This window comes from Erwinia sp. 2186 (genome assembly GCF_057812255.1).
Map to the genome: position 1 here is coordinate 2067160 of NZ_CM173824.1, position 25336 is coordinate 2092495.

Below are 25336 nucleotides of genomic sequence, written 5' to 3' on the forward strand. Positions count from 1 at the left end.
ACGTTTAAACGTTCACTCAGGCGGCGAGAGCAGGAGCATCGCCGCTGATATCGCCGCAAAGGTCAGCAGAGCAGGCACCACGCCGGTTGCTGCGGAGAGCAGGCCAAATAAGACCGATCCGGCGACCTGACCTGCGGCCAGCGCGAAGAAAACCGCCGCCACGCCGGTGGCGGGCGCGTTTTTTGTCACCGCAACCCCACTCACCAGTAAAACGCCGGACAGCGTGACGTATCCTGCGCCGCAACAGGCTACCGCCAGGAACAGCCACCCATGCATCTGCTGACTCACGGCCAGCAATACCAGCGGTACGGCCATCGCCAGTTGCGAAAGACGGTAAACCTGCCTCATGCCAATGCGCTCAGCCAGCGGACCGGTTAGCGCCCCCATCACTCCCGCACCACCTCCGACCAGCCACAGCAGATTGACGGTACCGGCTTCGACATGAATATGATGACGCAATACATCCGGGCCAAAATTCCACCAGGCGGCGCTGGCTATGCCGCTGAAGAAGGCGATCAGCATCAGGTTTAGCATGGCGCGTTGCAGAAGCGTTTCACGCCAGCCGGGCTTAGTTTCGCGGGCCGTAGTTTGCCCACGCGGCACGTAGCGCAGGATCGCCGGCAGGCAACCGAGAGCGAAAACGGTGAAGACAAGACAGGCCGCGCGCCAGCCTCCCGGCAGAAAGTACAGTACCGGCACTGACAGGATAATCCCGGCGCTGGTGCCGGAATTAATGATGGTATTCATCATTGGCTGCGTCTCAGGATCAACCACCTGGTCCACCGCGGCGGCCAGCGAAGGCGAAGCTAAACCCGGACTCAGGCCGGCGATAAACAGCCCGGCTGCCAGCATCGCGGGGGATCCGGCGACGGCAATCAACGCCAGTCCTGACGCGGCACAGCAGGCGGCGGCCGCTGCCATCAGTCGCGGGCCAAACCGATCGTCCAGCACAGACGAAGCCACAATGGCCAGGCAATACGCGGCAAAGCTACAGGCCGAGATAACGCCCGCCATTTGCGGGCTGAAGGGGATATCAACAATGACCTCGGGCAGCATCAGCCCCCAGGAGAAGCGCGCCATGCCGTAAGTGACGGCAATCAGCGAGGTGCCGGCGATGCCCAGCGCGATCGTTTTCATCGGCGGGTACCGCTGGCGGTAAGCAGCGCTGCCGCCTCACCGGCGCGAAAGGCGGCTTCAGGCCCGGTGACCAGCGCCGCGGTAATCGCCCCTTCAAACAGCATCCAGATGGCATCCGCCAGCACTTCGCGATGCTGGCCGGGCATATTGCGCACGCAGGCCGTGATGTATTCACGCATCTCGTAGCGATAGTCCAGTGCCAGCGCCGACAGCCAGACGTCCTGTTCGGCATATTCTCCCCACGCCTTCAGGAAGAAACAGCCGGACGTGCCGTAATCCTGCATCCAGCTGCCGAGCACGCTAAACAGCTGCGCGATGGCCGCCGGATCCTCCGCTGGAAGCAGCGCCGCAGAGAAGCGATCTTTCCGGGCATTCATCACCGCCTCGGTCAGCCGTTCCCGCGAAGGAAAGTAGCGATACAGCGTGCGGGTGGAGACGCTGGCTTCGCGGCATATTCTGTCGGTGCTGGTGGCATGAAAACCGTTGCTGTAGAACAGCCGCTCAGCGGCGTTCAGGATGTCCTGTTTCTTTTTCATCCTCTAAAAGTAAACCGATCGTTTTACTTTTGCAAATCAGCCTTGGAAAAATCGGCCAGCGACCTTGAACGCTTCCCTGTTCTGAGATTTGCAAATGGGGTATGTAATTGCGGCATAGGTTACGCCTTGTTCAAAATGAAAATTAACACGTTAAAAACAGGTGCGCCTTTATATTTAAACAATGGCGAAACTAAGATTATTGCCGAGAATGCATGGATGGTGAGCAGCGGCCAGGCAGGCCAAAGGATTACCCATGCTAAACAGGCAACGCGGGCGGCACAGGCTGAGTTGGCGCTAATTAATAACGTGCGGGAAAAACAGGCTGCTGAAGCCAGAGCAAAAGCTGAAGCGGAAGCTCAACGTAAGCAGGCCGAATGGGATGCAACACATCAGGTGGAGGCTGCACAGAGAAATGCGGAGGCTGCACTAGCAAATCTGAACAAAACCCGAAATGATGTCAATAATGCTCAAAATGCAGTCAATGCAGCAAATGCTAATATTGCGCCGAAAACGGCAGAATATAATGCTGCCCGTGAGAAGTATGAAATAACAATGCAGAATGTGAAGCGATTCTCCGTCTTTGCAAACCAACCAGCTATGCCTGGTTATCGTACATTCCTGGAATTAGGTAATATTGCCTTAAGAGACAGGAATGACATGAATGCCAGAAAAGAACAGCTTGATGCAGCGAAAAGCCAACTCAATGCGGCTAATGAAAATTTAAATAATGCCAATTCAGCATTGGCAACGGCACAACACAACCAGATTCATGCCGATAATACCCTCGCCGATGCCACAGCAAGAAGAGATGCCACTGAGAGGGAAAATGCGGCCAGGCGTGCGGCAGAAGAAAAGGCCAGAAAAGAGCAGGAAAACATGGCGCGTCAGCGTGAGAAGGAGGCAGAAGAAAAATCAAGTAATGAAAAAGAAGTACTGATCAAAGCCAGTGAGATGGTTGCGGATATGGGCGACAAGTTGGGCGAGTATCTTGGGGATAAATTCAAAGCAATAGCGAAAGAGATTGCGGATGACATCAAGAACTTCCAGGGGAAAACCCTCCGCAGTTATGATGATGCGGTGGACTCTCTCAACAAGATTACCGCCAATCCCGCGATGAAAATCAACAAAGCTGACAAGGAAGCGATTGTTAATGCATGGAGGAGTCTGGATGCGCAAGATATGGCCAATAAAATCGGCAGTATGGGTAAAGCATTTAAGGTTGCCGATGTGGCAATGAAAATAGAGAAGTTCAGGGAAAAGAGTATTGAGGGATATACCACCGGAAACTGGGCACCGCTCATGCTGGAGGTAGAGTCCTGGGTGCTAAGTGGCATGGCCGCTTCTGTTGCTATGGCCTTGTTGGGGGGTGTCCTTAGCTTATTTTCTCCCGTTGGAGTACCAATAACGGCCGTAACTATAGTTTTAATCATGCTTATTAGTATATTAGCATCGAAAATTGATGCTGAAATGGCTGAGAGGATAAATAATCAAGTCATCAAAATGGTCAAATAGCCCGTTAAAGAGAGGCGACTATCGCCTCTCTTTGAATTTTCTATAAATACCAATACCCATCCATAAATATAAATAAGTAAGTGAATAAATTGCAGCGTACAAACAAATATAAAAAATTAATAGGAAAAAGTTATTCATCGATGCTAGCTTAAGTAGTTTTGCGGACGTGGTGAGCTCAGTATTTGCAAACAGGAAGGTATAAATATATATGGTATAAAATATCGTGAAGCATACATATATCTTCAATGCCTTCCAAACGGACTTCTCTCGCTTAAGCCGCAAAAATTCATGGGTCATCAAAAAAACCAAAAAAGCAAAAACCGGAGCCGTTTTTACATAAACATCCATCACTTTGCTTAATAATGGGCTTTTTGCAGACATAACAGCAGGGAGGTTAATTGTACTGCTCGCGATAAAGTTCAGTATCTCTACGTGCGAGTTATTTATATAAATAACAAAAACTACGAATAAAGGTATGATCGCTAGCGATAAAAACCAAAGCATTTTTATTACTGCTTTATTAGTTTCATCCATTTCAGGCGTGGTGTTCATATTTCATCTCAACGTTAACATAACAATTGAAAAACATTGAGGCGCCAATCCTGCTAACAGATTTATGAGGCATTTGATATTTTATTTTAATGTCATCCATAATAATTACATCTCCTTTTATTTTTAACGTCATCCAACTGTCTGTTTGAACCCGCTATTTATACCAGATTCATCTCTACCATTCATCAGTAGGGGACCGCGATTCCTGGCATTTCCCAGATGAATCGCCTTAACTTTGATCCTCTTCAAAAAAGCCAGAAAGCGGCGTTGCTGGGAAAGCATTCTCACTCAGCAGCGCCTTGCCAGATCGTTTTACTTTTGCAAATCAGCCTTGGAAAAAGCCACTCAGCTCGCGGGCAATCGCTTCGGGCTGTTCTTCCGGCAGGAAATGGCCGCAATATGGGACCACGACGCCGGTGACATCTGCTGCAAACGGGCGCAACGGTGCTGCCATATCGGGGATCGAACCCTGTTCGGCACTGATGGCGAGGATTGGCATGCTTAACTTGCCGTTAGCCTGTAATTCCCGGTTTTGCTGCGCGGACAGGGCGGCGGAACGGTAGTAGGCGAGGCCCGCGCGTAATCCACCGCTTTTCATCAGGATGCGCAAATACTCATCCATGTCAGTTTCTGAGAAGACGTCAGGGCAGGCGGTTTTGCGCTTCAGGAACCACTCCAGGTAGACGCGCTCATTTCCTGCGATCAGCGCTTCGGGCAGGTCCGGAATAACGTGAAAGGCGAAGTGCCAGGTTTTCCAGGCGGCATCCGGCGTCACGGGCAAGGCATCCGGCAGGGTGATCCCCGGAATACCGGCATCCAGCAAGGCCAGGCGCTTAACCTCGTCGCCGTATAAGGCGGCATAAGGCCAGGCTACCCAGGCACCCACATCGTGCGCGGCCAGGTAATAGCGGGTGATAGCCAGTGAGCTGAGCAGTCCGTGCACCTTTGTCGCCAGCGATCGGGTGTCATAACCCGTTTCCGGTCGATCCGAATCGCCCTGGCCCGGCAGATCCGGCGCAATAATGCGGTAGGTCGATGCGAGTCGCGCCATTACCTGTCGCCATGCAAACCAGCTTTGCGGGAAGCCCGCCAGCAGCACCAGGGTTTCGCCCTGCGGATTGCCGCCGCTGACATAATGCAGTCTGACCCCCTCAACGCTGGCATAGCGATGCACAAAACCGGGAAGGGCGCTGTCAGCAAAAGTCGTGGGTTCCGCCTCGGTGCGGCGGGGCAGGACGCTTTCTGTTGTTGGCTGTTTCATCGTGGACCTCTTCAGTGATTGCCTGCGGGCTGGCAGGCAGGTTGATTAGGAAATGAATACTTCCTAAATGGGTAAATTTTTAATCGAGCAGCTTCATCGCCAGCGTGATGGTGGCTTCGCGGTCGGTAATATTTTGCATCTTACCGACGATACGCATGCCAAAAATCAGGCATAAAATCAGTTCTGCTGCGGTCTCCACCGCCAGGCTACTGGATACCGAGCCATCCTGCTGTCCCTGGGATAACAGTGAGGTCAGCAGGCTTTTATTACGCATCACCGCCTGACGAACCAGCGCTGACAACGCCTCGTCCAGTACCTGCAATTCGGTGGCGCTGCCGACCACCAGGCAGCCACGTCTTCCTTCAACATCCTGAGCCGATTCCAGATAGAAGCGCAGTAGCTCAGCCAGTTTCTCGCGGCCGGTGGTAAACAGCGCCAGACGCTCGCGCAGCGCACCGTTACGCAATGAGGTGTAACGTTCAAAGACCTGCAGGAAGAGCGTACGTTTATCCTTAAACGCCTTATAAATGCTGCCTGCGGTCAGGTTCATCGCCTCGCCCAATTCCGCAATCGAGGCGGCGTGGAAGCCTTTTTCCCGGAACACCAGCATGGCGTTATCCAGCGCCAGGTCGGTATCAAATTCTCGTGGGCGGCCGCGCTCTTTGCTGTGCTGCGGCAGAAGGGATGCGTTGTTCATAATAATCCAATAAGGGAATGATTGTTTCCAAAATGCCAGAAAGCGGGATAACTGGCAAGAGAGTTCTCGCTCAGCAGCCCATCGCGCATTATTCTGATATTCACCTCGTCAGTCTCAGGAGAAGCTCGTGGTTATACCTATTGCGATACCGGATGATTACCAGCGGGCAACTGCTCAGCTTGATTTCCTGCACGATAATCCGGCCTTTCAGTGCCGCGCGCTGGGCGACCTGGCGGACGATCCGCATGCCAGCGAGGTGCTGGCGACGGCACAGGCGCTGATTTTGATCCGCGAGCGAACGCAGATCGATGCTGCGTTTCTGCGGCGAACTCCGCAACTTAAAGCGATCAGCCAGACGGGCAAAGTGGCGCGTAATATCGATCTGGCCGCCTGCCAGCGGGCTGGCGTGGCGGTGGTGGAAGGAAGCGGCTCGCCGGTGGCGCCTGCAGAACTGACCTGGCTGCTGATCATGGCTTCCCGCCGTAAGCTGGTGTCCTCGGTGAATGCTATGGCCGCCGGACGCTGGCAAACCGAGATCGGCAGGGCGGTTAACCGGCAAACTCTCGGCATTCTTGGCTACGGCAAAATTGGCAAGCTGATTGCCGGTTATGCCCGCGCTTTCAATATGCAGGTGCAGGTATGGGGCAGCGAACGCGCCCGCGAGGAAGCGCGGCGCGATGGTCACAGCGTGCCTACCGATCGCACCGCCTTGTTTGCCACCAGCGATATCCTCTCTGTCCACCTGCGACTGGTCGAGGCCACCGCAGCCAGCATCACCCAGGCCGATCTGCTGGCGATGAAACCAGATGCGCTGTTTGTGAATACCAGCCGGGCCGAGCTGGTCGCGCCGGGCGCGCTACTGCATGCCCTGGGTCAGGGACGTCCGGGCTTTGCCGCGCTGGATGTCTACGAGCAGGAGCCGGTGTACGATCCTGCCTCGCCGCTGTTGCAGATGCCAAATGTGCTCTGTACGCCGCACCTCGGTTACGTCGAGCAGGCCAGCTACGAGGCCTATTTTCGCGTGGCGTTCGACAACCTCACCCGCTTTTTTGCCGGCGATCGGTCACAGGTGATCAACCCCTGAGTTCACTCACTCAGCGCGCCGCATAAATAATAAAGGTCACCACGCCGAACACGCTCAGCCCGGCTTCGTCGTCAATATCGATGGCGGCGTAGCTGGGATTCATCGGCAGCAGCTTCACCGAAGGGGTCAGCTGCAATTTCTTCAGGGTGAATTCGCCATCAATGGCGGCAATCACCCGATCGCCATGCTGTGGCTTTAACGAGCTGTCTACTACCAGCATATCGCCGTCGTTAATATTGCCCTCGATCATCGAATTTCCCGCCGCGCGGATAAAGTAGGTCGCGCTGGGATGGCTGACCAGCAGTTCATTCAGGTCTATCCGCGATTCCACGTAATCGGCCGCTGGCGAGGGAAACCCGCAGGCGACCCGTTCAACGAACAACGGGATGGTGAGAGGACGCGGAGAAACAACAAGTTGGTGCATGTGCATAATGATGACTCAATGTTACTGTTTTTATATACAGTATTATCAATCCGCGCTGGCAATCAACCGCTGAATCTGCGGAAAAACCTACGCGCTTGTTCTGCTGAGGAATTTAGTTTCTGCCTGAAAAAACGGGGCGGAATTGCGGCCTGCGTAAATGTAAAAATTAAGTAAAAGATGCGGTCCCTGGCCGCATTCACTGAAGCTTTTTCAGGCAAGGCCGATACCTGTGCTGAATGGAGGAACTGGCAAAGAGGCACAGGATGATCAGGCGAATTCAGGTACAGGCGCTGCGCGTTGGGATGTATGTGCATAAGCTGGAGGTTTTCTGGCTCAAGCATCCGCTCGTCCACAACGACATGCTGCTGACCACCGATCTGCAGATCCAGGTGATTGCAGAAAACGGCATTAAAGAAGTCTGGATCGATCTGTCTAAAGGGCGGGCGCCGGACGAAACAGAATCAGAGATTGAAGAAGACCAGGCGGACGTGCCGCGTGGTCCCATCAGCATGCATCAAGAAGTTGAGCAGGCGCAGGCGATTTGCCTGAATGCCAAAGGGCAGGTAATGGATATGTTCAGCGATGCCCGGCTGGGACGTACCATTGACACTGTCAGCACGCTGCCGCTGGTGGATGAAATCGGCGGATCGATCAGCCGGCATCCTGCCGCGCTGCTGAGCGTGGTGCGGCTGAAAACCCATGATGATTACACCTATCTGCATTCGGTCGCCGTCTGCGCGCTGATGGTGTCGCTGGCCAGGCAGCTGCAGCTGGAAGAAGAGCAGGTGCGGCGGGCGGGAACCGCCGGGCTGCTGCATGACGTGGGAAAAGCCGGGATCTCACTGGACATCCTCAACAAGCCCGGCAAGCTGACCGACGCCGAGTTCGACATCATGAAACAGCATCCGGTGATTGGCGAAGCGCTGCTGCGAAAAAGCGGCGGCGGCGAAGATCTGCTGGACGTGGCGTTACACCACCATGAAAAATTCGATGGCCGTGGCTATCCGCATGGCCTGGCCGGTGAAAAAATCTCGCTGCTGGCGCGGATGGCGGCGGTCTGCGACGTCTATGATGCGGTGACCTCTAACCGGCCTTATAAGGCAGGCTGGAATCCGGCCAGCGCCATGCACCAAATGGCCAGCTGGGAAGGGCACTTCGACCGCAAGGTGTTCTTCGCCTTTGTGAAGGCGGTGGGCATCTATCCGGTGGGCTCCACCGTGCGTCTCGCCTCAGGACGCATTGCGGTGGTCGCCGAGCCGGGCGGAGGCTCACTGCTGCAACCCAAAGTCTGCGTCTTCTATTCCCTGGTCACCAACCAGAGGCTGTCACCGGAGATCGTCGACCTCGCCGATCGCTTCTGCTGGGACAGCATCACCGGCCCGGAAGAGTCCACGAACTGGCACGGCATCAATGTTGACGCGCTGTGGATGAAGCCGGTAGCCTGAAGGTCGAGTAAAGGCGGATCGTTCCGCCTGAACAATTACCCGTTTCACTCACAGTTTTTCCGAGTCATTCCCGCTAAACATTTCGCCTTTCTCCTATGTCTTTTTCCCCAGTAATTTGGCAGGCTGGATGCATCGATCCGGGCTCAAAGCCGCGTATTGTCTGGCAGAGTCGGGATCAGCGTCTATACTGAATGCTGATATTGCTGCGTTTTCCTCGTGCGTTGTGGGTGATCAGATACGCCATCTGACCCTCCCCCGTGAGTTGGGCCGTAACACAGCCTGATGAACGTATCGCCGTAACACACTCAATCAGGAGGAATACTTTGAACACCCAGAATGAATCCGCGCCCCCGTTATCCGCCAGCGGCCGGTATGCTTTTTTCTTCGATGTCGATGGTACTCTGGCTGCCATTCAGTCCCGTCCGGATGAAGTGTTTATCCCCGGAGAAGTGATTTCTCACCTGGACCGCCTCAGCCGCCTGACCGATGGCGCGCTGGCACTGGTTTCGGGCCGGCCGATGTCTGAGCTGGACGCGTTAGTCGCACCCTTACACCTCCCACTGGCTGGCGTTCACGGTGCTGAACGACGCGACGGCCAGGACAACATTGAACGCCTGTCCCTGCCGGATGACGTCGCCCGTTCGCTCTCTGCTTTACTGGGCGACGCGATGGCAAAAATGCCGGATACCCAACTTGAAACCAAAGGAATGGCCTTCGCGCTGCACTACCGGCGTGCGGAACACTATCAGCAGGACGTGCTGGCGCTGGCCGAGGCGATGGTCGAACGTTTCCCGGTGCTGGCTCTGCAACCGGGCAAATGTGTGGTTGAGCTGAAACCGAAAGGCGTCAGTAAAGGGGCTGCGATTGACGCGATCATGCAGCAGGCCCCGTTCGCCGGCAGAACGCCTGTGTTCATCGGCGACGATGTGACAGATGAAGCCGGATTTAAGGTTATCAATGCTATGGACGGCATCGCCATTAAAGTGGGCGAGGGACCAACGGAGGCCGGCTACCGGTTACCGGACGTCGCTGCGGTTTACCACTGGCTTGAACAAACACTATTACAACTAGATCAAGACGAAACAACGTCGGTAAGGAGTCAAGGTTATGAGTCGCTTAGTAGTCGTATCTAACCGCATCGCTGTACCTGATGGGACCAAGGCCAGCGCAGGCGGTCTGACTGTCGGGATCGTGGATGCCCTGAAAACCACCGGTGGACTGTGGTTTGGCTGGAACGGCGAAATCAATGAAATCGGTGAAGATGACGAAGATATGGACCTGTTCGAACAGGACAACGTCACCTACGCCTCTTTCGGGCTGAATCAAAACGATTACGACCTGTATTATCTGCAGTTCTCCAATGCCGTGCTGTGGCCCGCTTTCCACTACCGGCTTGACCTGGTTAACTTCCAGCGTGAAGCGTGGGAAGGCTACTGCAACGTCAACACGCTGTTGGCTAACCGCCTGCTGCCGCTGCTGAAGCCGGATGATGTGCTGTGGATCCACGATTATCACCTGCTGCCATTTGCGGCCGCGCTGCGTAAGCTGGGCGTGAATAACCGCATCGGATTCTTCCTGCATATTCCGTTCCCAACGCCGGAAATCTTCAATGCGCTGCCGCCGCACAATGAGCTGCTGGAAATGATGTGTGATTACGATCTGCTGGGCTTCCAGACAGAAAGTGACCGCACGGCGTTCCTCGAATGCCTGTCGCTGATGACGCAGTTGCAGACTGACGGTAAGCAGCATCGCGCCTTTGGCAACACCTTCGCCACTGAGGTCTACCCGATCGGCATCGAGCCAGACAGCATTAAAGAGATGGCGGAAGGGCCATTGCCGCCGAAGATGGCTGCAATGAAAAAAGATCTGGGCGATGCGAAAAACATCATTGCCTGTGAGCGTCTGGATTATTCCAAAGGGCTGCCTGAGCGTTTCCTCGCTTATGAAGCGCTGCTGGAGAACTATCCTGAGCATCACGGCAAGATCCGTTATTCGCAGATTGCCCCGACCTCGCGCGGTGACGTGCAGGCCTATCAGGACATTCGCCATCAGCTGGAAACGGAAGCCGGTCGCATTAACGGTAAATACGGCACGCTGGGCTGGACGCCGCTGTATTACCTTAATCAGCACTTCGATCGCCGTCTGCTGATGAAAATCTTCCGCCTGACCGATATTGGTCTGGTGACGCCGCTGCGTGATGGCATGAACCTGGTGGCGAAAGAATATGTCGCCGCACAGGACCCGAACGATCCGGGTGTGCTGGTGCTGTCTCGCTTTGCCGGTGCCGCCAACGAGCTCACCTCCGCACTGATTGTGAACCCTTACGATCGTGATGAAGTGGCCGCCGCGTTGAACCAGGCAGCGACCATGCCGTTGAACGAGCGTATCTCTCGTTATAACGACATGATGGCCGTGCTGCGCCGCAACGATATCAGTAACTGGCGTAAAACCTACCTGAAGGATTTGCAGGCTGTAAAGCTGCGCACACCGGAGCAGGGGGAGGCCAATAAGGTCGCCACCTTTCCGCGACTAGCATAATCTGTGCCAGTAACCAAAAGGGCGATCTCAGATCGCCCTTTTTTTCGACCAAAATCAGCACCATAAATGAGACAGGGGTCTAAGTTTTCCTCAAAAAAGAGCCATTTATAAGAAAAATAACGAAAATTGACCCTTTTCACTAAAGATTGTCTGCAGAGTGCCGATACTTACCCTGATAGCTCACAATTCCGCTAAAACATTCATATCACTAATGTAACTGCCGATTACATCCCTTTACACGCCCTAAACACAAGCCGGATAAGGCTTACGAAACGCTATCGCTTACTGATAGAAACCTGCGCTATGTCACATTTCAGTCATCATACACATCCCTGACAGTCACCTTTCGTGACTATTTTGTGATCGCTACTTACCTCGCATATCCAGCATTAAATTCTGATTATTTTTGTCAACGCAGATTGTTGAGCTGATATTGATCTAAATCACGCACCCGTTCCGTTTAATACTCGTAACCAGAATCGTTTTCATTTGGAAATGTTCCAAACATGTTAAAAACTGACAAAAAGGGGGTAAATTGATTAGTTAGTGAACTAATCAACAGTATCGCTGAAGGGTTATTTTAGTTAAATTACCCCAAAAGCGTGATCTGTGTCACACTTTATCTAAAATTTGGCCTGGCCCTCGTTGTATGTCTAAATCAGAGGGGATAGAGTTGCCTTGTTTTCGGAATAGTCCTAAAAGGTAGTAAGAAAAGTCTGACTCTAAGGTCAGATAAAGCGGACGGAAAACAGGGAAGCAGTACTGGCAAAATGAGTTAATGACTACTTTCTGGACAGGCGCTATTTGGCACCTTACAGCTTCGCAAACGTTTGGCTTCTGCCACTAAATTATTTGCCAACTTAGCTCTACAAATCAGCAACCAAGGTAGCGGCGTAATCCGCAAACGTTTAAGTAGTGTCAGTCAGGATGGAAAAAAAAAATGGGTACATCAGAATTACTCAAACATATTTACGACATCAACTTGTCTTATTTATTGCTTGCACAACGCCTCATTAACCAGGAAAAAGCCTCTGCGATGTTTCGTCTCGGTATCGATGAAGCGATGGCAGATACACTTTCTCAATTAACTCTGCCTGAAATGGTGAAGTTAGCTGAAACGAATCAGCTTGTTTGTCAGTTTCGTTTTAACGACCACAATACAATTACTCGCTTAACGCAGGAATCACGCGTGGACGATTTACAGCAAATCCACACCGGTATTCTGTTATCCAGCCGTTTATTACGCACCGTGTCGGGTAAAAGCGACGAGTTGCCTAAAAAGAGAGCGAGCTAATGAGTGAAAAAAGTATTGTCCAGGAAGCGCGCGATATTCAATTAGCGATGGAGTTGATCTCGCTGGGCGCGCGTCTGCAAATGTTAGAAAGCGAAACGCAGCTGAGTCGTGGCCGTTTAATTAAATTATATAAAGAACTGCGCGGTAGCCCACCGCCGAAAGGCATGCTGCCGTTCTCAACCGATTGGTTTATGACCTGGGAACAGAACATTCACTCTTCTATGTTCTGTAACGCCTGGCAGTTCCTTCTCAAAAGCGGGTTGAGCAAGGGTGTGGACGCGGTAATCAAAGCGTACCGACTCTATCTCGAACAGTGCCCGCAACAGGACGAAGGCCCGCTGTTGGCGCTGACCCGCGCCTGGACCTTAGTCCGGTTTGTTGAGAGCGGAATGCTCGAACTGTCCGATTGCAAAAGCTGCAACGGCAGTTTCATCAACCACGCACACCAGCCAGTTGGCAGCTTTGTCTGCAGCCTGTGCCAGCCGCCATCCCGTGCGGTAAAAAGACGTAAACTTATCGGGGAATCTGCCGATAACATTTCACAACTGCTGGAGGAAGAGATTAAACAAGCCGTTTAATTCTCCTCACAACGTGGAATGCATCCAGCAGCGGTTATTTAACCGCTGCTTTTTTTTTGCCTGCGGCGGGTAGAAACATCCTGAAGCGCTCTTCTTCAACCCACACGTCACCAGACGTAAGGATTTAGTGTGTTAATTATTATTGGGTATATCCTGGTACTCGGGTCGGTGTTGGGGGGCTACGCGATGGTCGGTGGCCACCTTGGCGCTCTCTATCAACCTTCAGAATTGTTGATCATCGGCGGCGCCGGTATTGGCGCATTTATCGTGGGGAATAATGGCAAAGCCATTAAAGCCACCATGAAGGCACTGCCATTATTAATGCGCGGCTCAAAATATAACAAAGCCGTCTATATGGATCTGATGGCCTTGCTGTACCGCATTATGGCCAAATCCCGCCAGCAGGGCATGTTATCGCTGGAAGCGGATATTGAAAGTCCGCAGGAAAGTGAAATTTTTGCTAATTACCCGCGCATCCTTGCCGATAAAAGATTAGTGGACTTCATTACCGACTATTTGCGTCTGATGGTCAGCGGCAATATGAACGCCTTTGAAATCGAAGCGCTGATGGACGAAGAGATTGAAACCTACGAACACGAATGCGAAGTGCCGGCAACGGCGCTGCAAACGGTAGGCGATTCTCTCCCGGCTTTCGGCATCGTGGCGGCGGTAATGGGGGTGGTACATACGCTGGCATCCGCCGATCGCCCGGCAGCAGAGTTAGGGGCATCGGTCGCACACGCGATGGTGGGAACCTTCCTCGGCATTTTGTTGGCCTACGGATTTATCTCTCCGTTGGCCGGGGTGTTACGCCAGAAATGTGCAGAAACCACCAAGATGATGCAGTGCATCAAAGTGACGTTGCTCTCCAGCCTGAATGGCTATGCGCCGCAAATCGCGGTTGAGTTTGGTCGTAAGACGCTGTACTCAACCGACCGACCGTCGTTTACCGAGCTGGAGGAGCATGTCCGTAACGCAAAATCACCAGCGAAACAGACTTCAGACCAGGACGCATGACGCATGAAGCATAACAATCACCCCATTATTCTGGTTAAGAAAAAGAAGCATAAAAGACATGAGGGCGGTCACGGCTCATGGAAGATTGCCTATGCCGACTTTATGACCGCGATGATGGCTTTCTTTATGGTGATGTGGCTGTTGTCGATCGCGAACCCTCAGGAATTGGTGCAGATTGCCGATTACTTTAAGACGCCATTGAAAGTGGCACTGACCGGCGGTTCAAAAAGTAGCGAAAGCATCAGCGTGATCCCCGGCGGTGGCGAGGACCCAACCCAGAAATCGGGCGAGGTCCACAAGGTGGTGGATATGGATGCGCAGAAACGCAAGCTGGATGAAATCCGTCTTAACCGTCTGCGTGAAAAGCTCGACCAGCTGATCGAATCGGATCCACGGTTGAAGGCCCTGCGTCCCCATTTGATCATCAATATGGTGGAAGAGGGGCTGCGTATTCAGATTATCGACAGCGAGAACCGGCCGATGTTTAAAACCGGTCGCGCGGAAGTTGAGCCGTATATGCGCGATATTTTGCGGGCAATTGCACCGATCCTGAACGATATACCGAACAAAATCAGCCTTGCCGGCCATACCGATGATTTTCAGTATGCCAACGGCGACCGCGGATACAGTAACTGGGAACTGTCTGCCGACCGCGCGAACGCCTCACGGCGTGAGCTGGTCACCGGCGGACTGGATAGCGGCAAGATGCTGCGCGTGGTCGGGATGGCCGACACCATGAGTTTAAAAAACCGCGGCGCGGATGATGCTGTAAACCGTCGAATCAGTCTGCTGGTGTTGAACCACGACACGGAGCTGCAGATTGAGAAAGAAAACTCGGAGAGCGACGCGACGCAAATCAGCGACAGCAATGCGGGCAGTCTTAAAGAAATCGTCGCACCGGCACTCCCTGCCGATGCCACAAAAAAACCAGACCCTCAACCCCCAGTGGCTGAGCCAGCAGGCGATCAGGTAAAACCGACAGCATCCGCTCCGGCTAACCCGGTACCGGCGGCCCAGACCGATCGCGACTCACAGCAGAGGTGATCCCGTGAGCATGGATATTAGCGATTTTTATCAAACGTTTTTCGATGAAGCCGACGAACTGTTGGCCGATATGGAACAACACCTGCTGGGGTTAGACCCACAGGAACCGGATTCGGAACAGCTTAACGCTATCTTCCGTGCGGCCCACTCGATTAAAGGCGGGGCGGGTACCTTTGGTTTCACTGTGTTACAGGAAACCACGCATATTCTGGAAAATATTCTCGACGGCGCTCGTCGCGGCGAAATGCAGCTGAGCACCGATATCATCAACCTGTTTTTGGAAACCAAAGATATTATGCAAGAACAGCTGGATGCCTATAAAACCGCCACGGAACCGAATGCCGCGACGTTTGAATACATCTGTCAGGCGCTGCGCCAGTTAGCGTTAGAAGCCAAGGGTGAAGTGATTGAACCGCCTAAAACGCTGGCAGCCGCGGCGAACGCGCCTGTGGCGGCCGCCGGTCTGAGACTGGCGCTGGTGGACCTGAAACCGGCAGAAATTCCATTAATGCTGGAAGAACTGGGGAATCTGGGCACCGTTTCTGACGTGGTGAAAGGCGAAACCTCGGTTGAAGTGACCCTTGACTCTACCGTCGATCAGGATGACATCGTGGCGGTGCTGTGCTTTGTGATTGAAGAAGCGCAGATCCAGTTCCTGACGGCGTCGTCAGCAGCAACAGCGGTTGAGCCAATCGTTGAAGCGGTGGCTGAAGAGCCGGCCGCACCGCTGGCCACGGTCACCGACATTACGCCGGCGAAACGTGAAGCACCGAAAAAAGCGGCTGCCAAAGCCAGCGAATCCACCAGTATCCGCGTTGCGGTAGAGAAAGTGGACCAGCTGATTAACCTGGTTGGCGAACTGGTTATCACCCAGTCGATGCTGGCGCAGCGTTCCGGTGAACTGGATCCGGTTGCCCACGGCGACCTGCTGAACAGCATGGGACAGTTAGAACGTAACGCCCGTGACCTGCAGGAATCGGTGATGTCCATCCGTATGATGCCGATGGAATATGTCTTCAGCCGCTTCCCACGTCTGGTGCGCGATTTGGCCAGCAAGCTGGGTAAAGAAGTGGAGCTGACCCTGCAAGGCAGCTCGACCGAGCTGGATAAGAGCCTGATCGAACGCATTATTGACCCGTTAACGCACCTGGTGCGTAACAGTCTGGATCACGGTATCGAAACCCCGGAAAAACGTCTGGCCGCCGGCAAAGACGCCATCGGTAACCTGATCCTGTCCGCGGAACATCAGGGCGGCAACATCTGCATCGAAGTGGTTGATGACGGTGCCGGTCTGAACCGTGAACGTATCCTGGCGAAAGCGCTGTCGTCTGGCCTGCCGGTCAGCGAATCGATGAGCGATGAAGAAGTGGGCATGCTGATCTTCGCCCCTGGCTTCTCCACGGCGGAGCAGGTGACTGACGTCTCGGGTCGCGGTGTCGGCATGGACGTGGTGAAACGAAATATCCAGGAGATGGGCGGTCACGTCGAAATCTCCTCGAAGCAGGGTAAAGGCACCACCATTCGTATTCTGCTGCCACTGACGCTGGCCATCCTCGACGGCATGTCCGTTCGCGTGGCTAACGAAGTGTTCATTCTGCCGCTGAACGCGGTGATGGAATCGCTGCAACCGCTGGCAGACGATCTGCATCCGCTGGCCGGTGGCGAGCGCGTGCTGGAAGTGCGGGGTGAATACCTGCCGCTGGTTGAGCTGTGGAACGTGTTCGATGTGCAGGGCGCAAAAACCGAAGCAACGCAGGGCATCGTGGTGATCCTGCAAAGCGCCGGTAAACGCTATGCGATGCTGGTCGATCAGCTGATTGGCCAGCACCAGGTGGTGGTTAAAAATCTGGAAAGCAACTATCGCAAAGTGCCGGGTATCTCGGCAGCAACCATCCTCGGTGATGGCAGCGTGGCGCTGATTGTCGACGTATCGGCTCTGCAGTCTCTCAACCGTGAAAAGCGTGTGGCGGGAGCCGCAGCCTGACTTTAACCGATTAAGGGTAGAATTATGAATGGAATGGCAACTGTCTCTAAACTCACTGGCGAAACCGTAGGTCAGGAGTTCCTGGTGTTTACGCTGGGTGACGAAGAATACGGCATCGATATTTTGAAAGTGCAGGAGATCCGCGGTTACGATCAGGTTACCCGCATCGCCAACACGCCTTCCTTTATCAAAGGCGTGACCAACCTGCGCGGCGTTATCGTGCCAATCATCGACCTGCGCATTAAGTTCGCGCAGTCCGATGTCGGGTATAACGAAAACACCGTGGTGATCGTGTTGAATCTGGAACAGCGCGTGGTCGGTATCGTGGTTGACGGCGTGTCTGACGTGCTGTCACTGACCCAGGATCAGATCCGTCCTTCCCCGGAATTCGCCGTGACCATGTCGACCGAATATCTGACCGGCCTGGGTGCACTGGGCGATCGCATGTTGATTCTGGTCGATATTGAGAAGCTGCTGAACAGCGAAGAAATGGCGTTAGTCGACGTGCTGCGTAGCGCCTGATAACCGTTGTTTTTCCTGTTGAAAAAGGGCCTTGCGCAACACGCAGGGCCCTTTTTTTAGTTACAATATTATTTCGTCTTTGTTTTATATAGCAAAATAAATCTCCGCAAAATATCTCTCTCACAACATAAAGTATGGCCCTGAAAAGCCGATAGATCCGGTGTTGTTTTTTACTTTTACACACCAAGGGTTCTCTATGTTCACACGCATCAAAGTGGTCACCAGCCTGCTGCTGGTCCTGCTCGTTTTTGGCTCATTACAGCTGATCTCTGGCGGCATATTTATTGGCGCGCTGACCAGCGATAAAGACAGTTTTTCCATTGCGCAAAATTCCAGTGACAACGTGGCGTCCTTCACCGACGCGTGGATTGCACTGAACCAGACCCGCATCACCCTGAACCGCGGCATGCTGCGTCTGCAGAGTGAAACGGCCAACAGCATCAACAGCGCGTCGCTGACCGCGATTTCCGATCAGGGTAAGAAACTGCTGGCTGATGCCGACAAATCTTACGCGCGCTATCAAGCCATCCCGAACACCAAGGGTGTTGACCCGAAAGTGGTTGATGACCTTGAGCAGAACTACGTCAGCTATTCCAAAGCGCTGTCGACCATGCTGGATTTGATGCAGAGCAAGCAGCTGCCTGAGATGTTCAAACTGAACATCGAGCAGAAGCAGAATGATATGCAGCAGGCCTATACCCTGTGGCGTACGGCCCTGAATGAAATCACCGTGCAGGGCGTGAAGGCCAACGAAGCGGCGTACAGCAAAATGCTGTGGGTGATTGGCACCATCATGGTACTGGTCGTCGCGCTGATCGCCCTGTGCTGGGTGGGCCTGCGCAAGATCCTGATTACGCCATTACAGAACAACATTGCCCACATCAGCCACATTGCGGGCGGCGACCTGACGCATACCATCGAAGTAGAAGGCCGTAATGAAATGGCCCAACTGGCAAACAGTTTGCTGGAGATGCAGCAGTCGCTGGTGCGTACCGTTAGCGACGTACGCGACGGTTCCGATGCGATCTATACCGGTGCCAGTGAAATTGCCGCCGGCAATAACGATCTGTCTGCCCGTACCGAGCAGCAGGCTGCCTCGCTGGAAGAAACCGCGGCCAGCATGGAGCAGTTAACCGCCACCGTGAAGCAGAACGCCGAAAACGCCCGTCAGGCCTCTCAGCTGGCGCTTAGCGCGTCTGAAACCGCGCTGAAAGGCGGCAAGGTGGTGGATGGCGTGGTGAAAACCATGAGCGACATTGCCGGCAGTTCGAAGAAAATTGCTGACATTACCAGCGTGATCGACGGGATTGCGTTCCAGACCAACATCCTGGCGCTGAACGCCGCGGTGGAAGCGGCGCGTGCCGGCGAGCAGGGACGAGGCTTCGCGGTGGTTGCCGGGGAAGTGCGTAACCTTGCCCAGCGCAGTGCGCAGGCGGCGAAAGAGATCAAAGGGCTGATTGAAGACTCCGTGGCGCGCGTCGACAGCGGCACCGTGCTGGTGGGTACCGCAGGCGAAACCATGGCGGATATCGTCAGCGCCGTGACCCGCGTGACCGACATTATGGGCGAGATTGCCTCTGCCTCTGATGAGCAGAGCAAAGGCATCGACCAGGTGGGCACCGCCGTGACCGAAATGGACCGCGTGACGCAGCAGAACGCCTCGCTGGTGGAAGAATCCGCCACGGCGGCCGCCGCGCTGGAAGATCAGGCCAGCCGTCTGACGCAGGCCGTCGCGGTATTCCGCGTGCGCAAAGAGTCCGGTTTCACACCGGCGGCGAAAGCCAGCACCGTGAAACGGGCAGCATCGCCGGTGGCGCGCAAAGCCACTGCGCCGTTTGCCTCTGACAGCAACTGGGAAACCTTTTAATCCGATCTCCGCAGTAAAAATGCCGTCATAAGATTATCCGCTGAGCGATCGGCGGATATCTGCATAAAGATCCCATTCCCTTTGCCGATAACAGTGCCAGTTGTTTCCCCTTCCTGAGGTAGTCATGTTCAAACGGATAAAGGTTGTTACCGGCCTGGTCAGCGTACTGGTGCTGTTTGCGTTGCTGCAGTTTGGCACCGGCGGATTGTTTTTCCATACGGTCAAGAATGACAAAGATAATTTTGCGTTTAACCAGCGTCTGCGTGTGTTACAGCAGTCAATGGGCACCTCCTGGGTCTCTCTGGTTCAGGCGCGTAATACCCTGAACCGCGCCGGGATCCGCTACCTGCAGGATGCGAATCAAATGGGTTCGGGTGCCACGGTGAAGGAACTGCTGGTGCTGGTACAGCAAGAGCTGGATATCGCTGACAAGTCGATGGCGGTATTTGACGCCAACCTGTCCGAAAAGGGCAAAACCGCCGAGAACATCAAGCAACTGCATGCCAATTATAAGCAGCTGCACGATGCGCTGGCCGACCTGATTGTGATGATGCAGACCGGCAAGTTCACCGACTTTATCGCGCAGCCAACCCAGAGCTACCAGAATCAGTTTGAAAAAACCTATAACGACTGGCTGGAAACCAATAACCGGCTGACCGCTGAGGGCGTTGAGGCCAACAGTCGCGCTTACGAGCATACCCTGTGGCTGCTGTTAGCGGTGCTGGTGATCTCCCTGCTGGTGATCGCGCTGGCCTGGAGCGGCATCTATAAAATCCTGCTGCGTCCGTTACGCACCAATATCGAACATATCCGCCATATCGCCAGCGGCGATCTGACCCAGTCAATTGAGTCAGAAGGGCGCAACGAAATGACCCAGTTGGCCGACAGCCTGCGTGAAATGCAGCAGTCGCTGGTCCGCACTGTCAGCGATGTCCGCGACGGTTCCGATGCGATTTATACCGGCGCCAGCGAAATCTCCGCCGGCAACAACGATCTCTCCTCGCGCACCGAACAGCAGGCGGCCTCGCTGGAGCAAACTGCTGCCAGTATGGAGCAGCTGACCGCCACGGTGAAACAGAACGCCGAGAACGCCCGTCAGGCCTCTCAGCTGGCGCTCAGCGCCTCAGAAACCGCGCAGAAAGGCGGCAAGGTGGTGGATGGCGTGGTGAAAACCATGAACGACATCGCCGGAAGCTCGAAGAAGATTGCTGACATTACCAGCGTCATCGACGGCATTGCCTTCCAGACCAATATCCTGGCGCTGAACGCCGCGGTGGAAGCGGCCCGTGCCGGTGAGCAGGGACGTGGCTTCGCGGTAGTGGCAGGCGAAGTACGTAACCTGGCCCAGCGCAGCGCGCAGGCGGCAAAAGAGATTAAAGGGCTGATTGAAGACTCCGTGGCCCGCGTCGATACCGGCTCGGTGCTGGTGGAAAGCGCCGGAGAGACCATGGCCGATATCGTCAGCGCGGTGACCCGCGTCACCGACATCATGGGCGAAATCGCCTCGGCGTCGGACGAGCAGAGCAAGGGCATCGACCAGGTGGGCACCGCTGTGACCGAGATGGATCGCGTCACCCAGCAGAACGCCTCGCTGGTGGAAGAGTCTGCGGCAGCCGCCGCCGCGCTGGAAGAACAGGCCAGCAGACTGACTCAGGCGGTCGCCGTATTCAGAATCCGTAAAGAAAATGTCATCCAGGCCGTTAATACCAGTAAGGCAAATAAAAACCCACTGTTAATGCCGGCAGCCGCACCGCGTAAAGCGCTGGCCGCACCGACATCCAACGATAATTGGGAAACTTTCTAACAGACTTTTTTGCCGCTCATCTTGGGCGGCAAAACCTGGAGGCTTTGATGGTGAGTCGTATACGTATTTCTAGCGCAATTTTCCTGCTGTTGGGGTTGTTCTGCGTGATGCAGATTGTCGGTAACGGTTTGTCTTTTAATTCTTTCCGCCTTGATGCCCGCAACTTGCAGGACGTCGAAGTCAGCAGTAATCAGCGTGAAGCGCTGGGCGAAACCTGGGCGGCCTTACTGAGCGCTCGCGTCACGCTGAGCCGTGCCGGAACGCGTGCCGCACTGAGTTTACCGCGCGATCAGGTAACAAGTTTGATGGCAAAGGCTCAGGAAGATCTGAATGCTGCCGATAATGCTTTTAAGCGCTTCAATGCGATCCCGGAAACCACACCGGCGGGTGGCGCGCTGAAAAAGTCGATGAATGAGGCCTATGACGTTTATGCCCACGAACTTTCTCAGCTGATTGCCTATTTACAGAATTATCAGTTACAGGACTTCCTGGACTCGCCGACGCAGGGCAAGCAGGACAAATTTCAGGTTCAGTACAACCAGTGGATGAAGCACATCGATCTGCTGCGCGAACACGCTAACCAGGCCGGGAAAGGCTTTTATGCCCAGTCGAAAATTATCTTTATCGTGGCGGTGGTGCTCTGCCTGTTAGTGACCTTCAGCGGTATCTGGTGGGTGCGCCGTGCGGTTATCGCGCCACTGTCCAGAATGCGTGGCCACTTTGAACGTATCGCCTCGGGCAACCTGGGCGGCACCATCGAAACGGAAGGGCGTAATGAGCTCAGCCAGCTGTTTATCAGCCTCAACGCCATGCAGAAATCCTTGGCAGAGACGGTCAGCAGCGTACGTGATGGCACGCACGCCATGCACACCGGCATCCGTGAGATTGCGTCAGGCAACAACGATTTGTCTGCCCGTACCGAGCAGCAGGCCGCGTCACTGGCCGAAACCGCCGCCAGTATGGAGCAGCTGACCGCTACCGTGACCGGCAATGCCGAAAATGCCCGCCAGGCTTCTCAGCTGGCAAAAGAGGCCTCAACCACCGCCCATAAAGGCGGCCAGTTGACCGGCAAAGTGGTCACCACCATGAGTGAGATTGCCAGCAGCTCGAAGAAAATTGGCGATATCACCGGGGTGATTGACGGTATCGCGTTCCAGACCAACATCCTGGCGCTGAATGCCGCGGTGGAAGCGGCACGCGCCGGCGAGCAGGGCAGAGGCTTTGCGGTGGTCGCCGGCGAAGTCCGCAACCTGGCGCAACGTAGCGCGCAGGCGGCAAAAGAGATTAAAGCGCTGATTGAAGCGTCGGTGGATCGCGTCGATCAGGGCGCGGTGCTGGTGGCTTCTGCGGGCGAAACCATGGACGAGATTGTGCAGTCGGTCACGCGCGTCAACGACATCATGGGCGAAATAGCTTCAGCCTCTGATGAACAGCGTCGCGGCATTGAGCAGGTTGCACAGGCAGTCAGCCAGATGGATCAGGTAACACAACAGAACGCCGCGCTGGTAGAGGAAGCGGCAGCAGCCACAGAAGCCCTTGAAGCTCAAGCCGACCATCTGACGGGCACGGTGACCAGATTTACACTGGACGCAGAAGGCCAGCCAGGTTATCCGGACGGCATACAGGGAATATAGCTGTGTTTTACCCCCTTAATCAGTACGTTGCAGGGTAGCCCTACATGAAAAAATCGACGTTGTTAGCCCCGCAGGAGAACGCCACGCTGCTGTCCCAGATGGTTCAGCGCCTGCCGTTATCGGATACGCACTTTAAGCGTATCAGTCAGTTGATCTACCAGCGTGCTGGCATCGTTCTCGCCGATCACAAGCGGGAGATGGTTTACAACCGGCTGGTCCGGCGGTTGCGGATGTTGGGTATCGATGATTTTGGTCGTTACCTTGCGCTGCTTGAGAGTGATTCCAACAGCCCGGAGTGGCAGGCGTTTATTAACTCGCTGACCACTAACCTGACGGCATTTTTCCGTGAGGCGCACCACTTCCCGATTCTGGCCGAACACGCCAAACGCCGGGCGGGCAGTTTTAACGTCTGGTGTGCGGCGGCCTCCACGGGTGAAGAGCCGTACTCCATCGCCATGACGCTGGCGGAAACGCTGGGCGCAGGGCCAGGGAAATTCCAGGTCCATGCCAGCGACATTGATACGCAGGTGCTGGAGAAGGCGCTGAGCGGTGTTTATCGCCAGGAAGAGTTACGCACGCTGTCTCCACAGCAGCTGCAACGTTTCTTCTTCCGGGGCACCGGCCCGCATTCCGGGATGGTAAGAGTCCGTCCCGAGCTGGCCAACACCATTAATTTTGCTCAGCTGAATCTGCTGGGCAGCGAGTGGGCGCTACCGGGCCCGTTCGACGCCATTTTTTGCCGTAATGTGATGATCTATTTCGATAAAGAAACACAGGAAAAGATCTTACGGCGTTTTGTCTCGATGTTGAAACCCGGCGGGATCCTGTTCGCCGGTCACTCCGAGAACTTTAGCCAGATCAGTAAAGAGTTCTATCTGCGCGGCCAGACAGTCTACGGACTGACTAAGGAAAGATAATGGGAAAAATCAGAGTGTTATGTGTTGATGACTCTGCATTGATGCGACAGCTGATGACAGAAATCATTAACAGCCATGCAGATATGGAGATGGTCGCCTCGGCACCGGATCCTTTAGTGGCAAGGGACATGATCAAAGAATTTAACCCGGACGTGCTGACGCTGGATGTGGAAATGCCACGCATGGACGGACTGGATTTTCTGGAAAAGCTGATGCGCCTGCGGCCGATGCCGGTGGTGATGGTGTCGTCGCTGACCGGGAAGGGATCGGAAGTGACGCTGCGTGCGCTGGAGCTGGGTGCCGTGGACTTCGTTACCAAGCCATCGCTGGGGATCCGTGAAGGGATGCTGGCCTACAGCCAGATGATTGCCGATAAGGTCCGCGCGGCCTCCCGAGCAAAACTGCATGCGCGTGGCGCGCAGCCTGCGCCGGTGATGCTGAAAGCGGGGCCGTTGCTGAGCAGTGAAAAGCTGATCGCCATTGGCGCTTCAACCGGCGGAACCGAAGCGATTCGCCATGTGCTGCAGCCGTTACCGGCGACCAGCCCGGCACTGTTGATTACTCAGCATATGCCACCTGGCTTCACCCGTTCATTTGCCGAGCGCCTGAACAAGCTCTGTCAGATCACGGTGAAAGAAGCGGAAGACGGTGAGCGTATTCTGCCAGGCCACGCGTACATCGCGCCGGGTGCCATGCACCTTGAGCTGGTGCGCAGCGGGGCGAACTATCAGGTCAAACTGAACGAAGGACCGCCGGTAAATCGTCATAAACCGTCGGTGGACGTCTTATTTAAGTCGGTGGCGCAGTATGCCGGTCGTAACGCCGTCGGGGTGATCCTGACCGGTATGGGTAACGACGGTGCCGCCGGATTGCTGGCGATGAACAAGGCAGGTGCCTGGACCATCGCCCAGAACGAAGCAAGTTGTGTGGTATTTGGCATGCCAAGAGAGGCAATCGCCCTCGGGGGAGCCAGTGAAGTGGTGGATCTTCACCAAATCAGTCAGCACATGCTGGCCAAAATTAGCGCCGGACAGGCATTACGTATTTAACGCAGCGCCCGTCCAGCGGGCTACAAAAAAACGGGAGTGGGTATGGTTGATAAAAATATGCGGTTTCTGGTGGTCGACGACTTCAACACGATGCGTCGTATCGTCCGTAACCTGTTAAAAGAACTCGGCTTCAACAACGTTGAAGAAGCTGAAGATGGTGTGGATGCGCTGCACAAGCTGCGTGCCGGTGGATTTGATTTCGTGGTGTCTGACTGGAACATGCCCAACATGGACGGTCTGGAACTGCTGAAGACCATCCGTGCCGATGCGGCTATGGCCAAGTTACCGGTGTTGATGGTCACGGCGGAAGCCAAAAAAGAGAACATTATTGCGGCTGCTCAGGCTGGTGCCAGCGGCTACGTCGTTAAACCTTTTACAGCAGCGACCCTTGAAGAGAAGTTAGGCAAAATCTTCGAAAAGCTGGGTATGTAAGGAGCCGA

General features: G+C 54.6%; 23 protein-coding genes. 17 read left to right on the forward strand and 6 right to left on the reverse strand.

From position 1 onward, the window contains the following. Nucleotides 1-12: 12 nt before the first annotated feature. Complete coding sequence (locus tag ACXKZG_RS09490; RefSeq protein ID WP_488876092.1) at nt 13-1137, reverse strand: MFS transporter; 1125 nt, start codon at nt 1135-1137, stop codon at nt 13-15. Continuing rightward, nucleotides 1134-1673, reverse strand: a complete 540-nt coding sequence (locus ACXKZG_RS09495; protein WP_488876093.1) for a TetR/AcrR family transcriptional regulator — start codon at nt 1671-1673, stop codon at nt 1134-1136. Before ACXKZG_RS09495 ends, ACXKZG_RS09490 begins: the two co-directional genes overlap by 4 nt. On the opposite strand from ACXKZG_RS09495, the gene ACXKZG_RS09500 reads away from it, so the two are divergent. Further along, on the forward strand, nt 1611-3185 hold the full coding sequence (locus tag ACXKZG_RS09500; RefSeq protein WP_488876094.1) for a colicin-like pore-forming protein: 1575 nt from the start codon (nt 1611-1613) through the stop codon (nt 3183-3185). The genes ACXKZG_RS09495 and ACXKZG_RS09500 overlap by 63 nt on opposite strands. An 18-nt stretch (nt 3186-3203) precedes the next feature. Here the strand turns inward: ACXKZG_RS09500 and cui are convergent, their stop codons facing one another. From cui to ACXKZG_RS09515, 3 genes are all read right to left on the reverse strand, one after another. Then, a complete protein-coding gene (cui, locus tag ACXKZG_RS09505; RefSeq protein ID WP_488876095.1) occupies nt 3204-3737 on the reverse strand; it encodes a colicin immunity protein Cui in 534 nt (177 codons plus the stop codon). Between the two features lie 325 nt (nt 3738-4062). After that, a complete protein-coding gene (locus ACXKZG_RS09510; RefSeq protein ID WP_488876096.1) occupies nt 4063-4998 on the reverse strand; it encodes an alpha/beta fold hydrolase in 936 nt (311 codons plus the stop codon). A 79-nt stretch (nt 4999-5077) separates the two neighbouring features. After that, nucleotides 5078-5695: a TetR/AcrR family transcriptional regulator gene (locus ACXKZG_RS09515; protein ID WP_488876097.1), complete on the reverse strand. Its 618-nt coding sequence runs from the start codon at nt 5693-5695 to the stop codon at nt 5078-5080. Between the two features lie 127 nt (nt 5696-5822). On the opposite strand from ACXKZG_RS09515, the gene ACXKZG_RS09520 reads away from it, so the two are divergent. Then, entirely contained in the window at nt 5823-6779 is a 957-nt protein-coding gene (locus ACXKZG_RS09520; RefSeq protein WP_151037190.1) for a D-2-hydroxyacid dehydrogenase family protein, read from the forward strand. 10 nt (nt 6780-6789) lie between these two features. Here the strand turns inward: ACXKZG_RS09520 and umuD are convergent, their stop codons facing one another. Continuing rightward, nucleotides 6790-7209 carry a translesion error-prone DNA polymerase V autoproteolytic subunit gene (gene umuD, locus ACXKZG_RS09525; protein WP_013202564.1) on the reverse strand — a complete coding sequence of 140 codons (420 nt, stop codon included), beginning with the start codon at nt 7207-7209 and terminating at the stop codon, nt 6790-6792. Nucleotides 7210-7466: 257 nt separating this feature from the next. Here umuD and ACXKZG_RS09530 point away from each other — a divergent pair, with 257 nt between their 5' ends. From ACXKZG_RS09530 to cheY, 15 genes are all read left to right on the forward strand, one after another. Beyond that, nucleotides 7467-8648, forward strand: coding sequence for an HD-GYP domain-containing protein (locus tag ACXKZG_RS09530; protein ID WP_053142637.1), 1182 nt, complete (start codon nt 7467-7469; stop codon nt 8646-8648). 323 nt (nt 8649-8971) lie between these two features. Next, nucleotides 8972-9781 (forward strand): trehalose-phosphatase, encoded by an 810-nt coding sequence (gene otsB, locus ACXKZG_RS09535; protein ID WP_013202561.1) that lies wholly within the window; start codon nt 8972-8974, stop codon nt 9779-9781. After that, complete coding sequence (gene otsA, locus ACXKZG_RS09540; protein ID WP_041692029.1) at nt 9756-11186, forward strand: alpha,alpha-trehalose-phosphate synthase; 1431 nt, start codon at nt 9756-9758, stop codon at nt 11184-11186. Before otsB ends, otsA begins: the two co-directional genes overlap by 26 nt. A gap of 940 nt (nt 11187-12126) precedes the next feature. Beyond that, nucleotides 12127-12480 (forward strand): flagellar transcriptional regulator FlhD, encoded by a 354-nt coding sequence (flhD, locus tag ACXKZG_RS09545; protein WP_041692028.1) that lies wholly within the window; start codon nt 12127-12129, stop codon nt 12478-12480. Continuing rightward, nucleotides 12480-13058, forward strand: a complete 579-nt coding sequence (gene flhC / locus ACXKZG_RS09550; protein ID WP_013202558.1) for a flagellar transcriptional regulator FlhC — start codon at nt 12480-12482, stop codon at nt 13056-13058. Before flhD ends, flhC begins: the two co-directional genes overlap by 1 nt. A gap of 129 nt (nt 13059-13187) precedes the next feature. Next, complete coding sequence (motA, locus tag ACXKZG_RS09555) at nt 13188-14075, forward strand: flagellar motor stator protein MotA (RefSeq protein ID WP_013202557.1); 888 nt, start codon at nt 13188-13190, stop codon at nt 14073-14075. Between the two features lie 3 nt (nt 14076-14078). Beyond that, nucleotides 14079-15119, forward strand: coding sequence for a flagellar motor protein MotB (gene motB, locus ACXKZG_RS09560; protein ID WP_013202556.1), 1041 nt, complete (start codon nt 14079-14081; stop codon nt 15117-15119). Between the two features lie 10 nt (nt 15120-15129). Beyond that, nucleotides 15130-17103 (forward strand): chemotaxis protein CheA, encoded by a 1974-nt coding sequence (gene cheA / locus ACXKZG_RS09565; protein WP_209215572.1) that lies wholly within the window; start codon nt 15130-15132, stop codon nt 17101-17103. A 24-nt stretch (nt 17104-17127) separates the two neighbouring features. Beyond that, nucleotides 17128-17625: a chemotaxis protein CheW gene (gene cheW, locus ACXKZG_RS09570; RefSeq protein WP_013202554.1), complete on the forward strand. Its 498-nt coding sequence runs from the start codon at nt 17128-17130 to the stop codon at nt 17623-17625. A 196-nt stretch (nt 17626-17821) separates the two neighbouring features. After that, nucleotides 17822-19492: a methyl-accepting chemotaxis protein gene (locus ACXKZG_RS09575; protein ID WP_488876098.1), complete on the forward strand. Its 1671-nt coding sequence runs from the start codon at nt 17822-17824 to the stop codon at nt 19490-19492. Nucleotides 19493-19616: 124 nt separating this feature from the next. Further along, on the forward strand, nt 19617-21296 hold the full coding sequence (locus tag ACXKZG_RS09580; RefSeq protein WP_488876099.1) for a methyl-accepting chemotaxis protein: 1680 nt from the start codon (nt 19617-19619) through the stop codon (nt 21294-21296). A gap of 47 nt (nt 21297-21343) precedes the next feature. Continuing rightward, nucleotides 21344-22930 carry a methyl-accepting chemotaxis protein gene (locus ACXKZG_RS09585; protein WP_455863815.1) on the forward strand — a complete coding sequence of 529 codons (1587 nt, stop codon included), beginning with the start codon at nt 21344-21346 and terminating at the stop codon, nt 22928-22930. A gap of 44 nt (nt 22931-22974) precedes the next feature. Further along, nucleotides 22975-23847 (forward strand): protein-glutamate O-methyltransferase CheR, encoded by an 873-nt coding sequence (gene cheR, locus ACXKZG_RS09590; RefSeq protein WP_134824327.1) that lies wholly within the window; start codon nt 22975-22977, stop codon nt 23845-23847. After that, nucleotides 23847-24896: a protein-glutamate methylesterase/protein-glutamine glutaminase gene (locus tag ACXKZG_RS09595; RefSeq protein WP_013202549.1), complete on the forward strand. Its 1050-nt coding sequence runs from the start codon at nt 23847-23849 to the stop codon at nt 24894-24896. The genes cheR and ACXKZG_RS09595 overlap by 1 nt, the downstream gene beginning before the upstream one ends. 42 nt (nt 24897-24938) lie before the next feature. After that, nucleotides 24939-25328: a chemotaxis response regulator CheY gene (gene cheY / locus ACXKZG_RS09600; protein WP_013202548.1), complete on the forward strand. Its 390-nt coding sequence runs from the start codon at nt 24939-24941 to the stop codon at nt 25326-25328. The last annotated feature ends 8 nt before the right edge of the window (nt 25329-25336 follow it).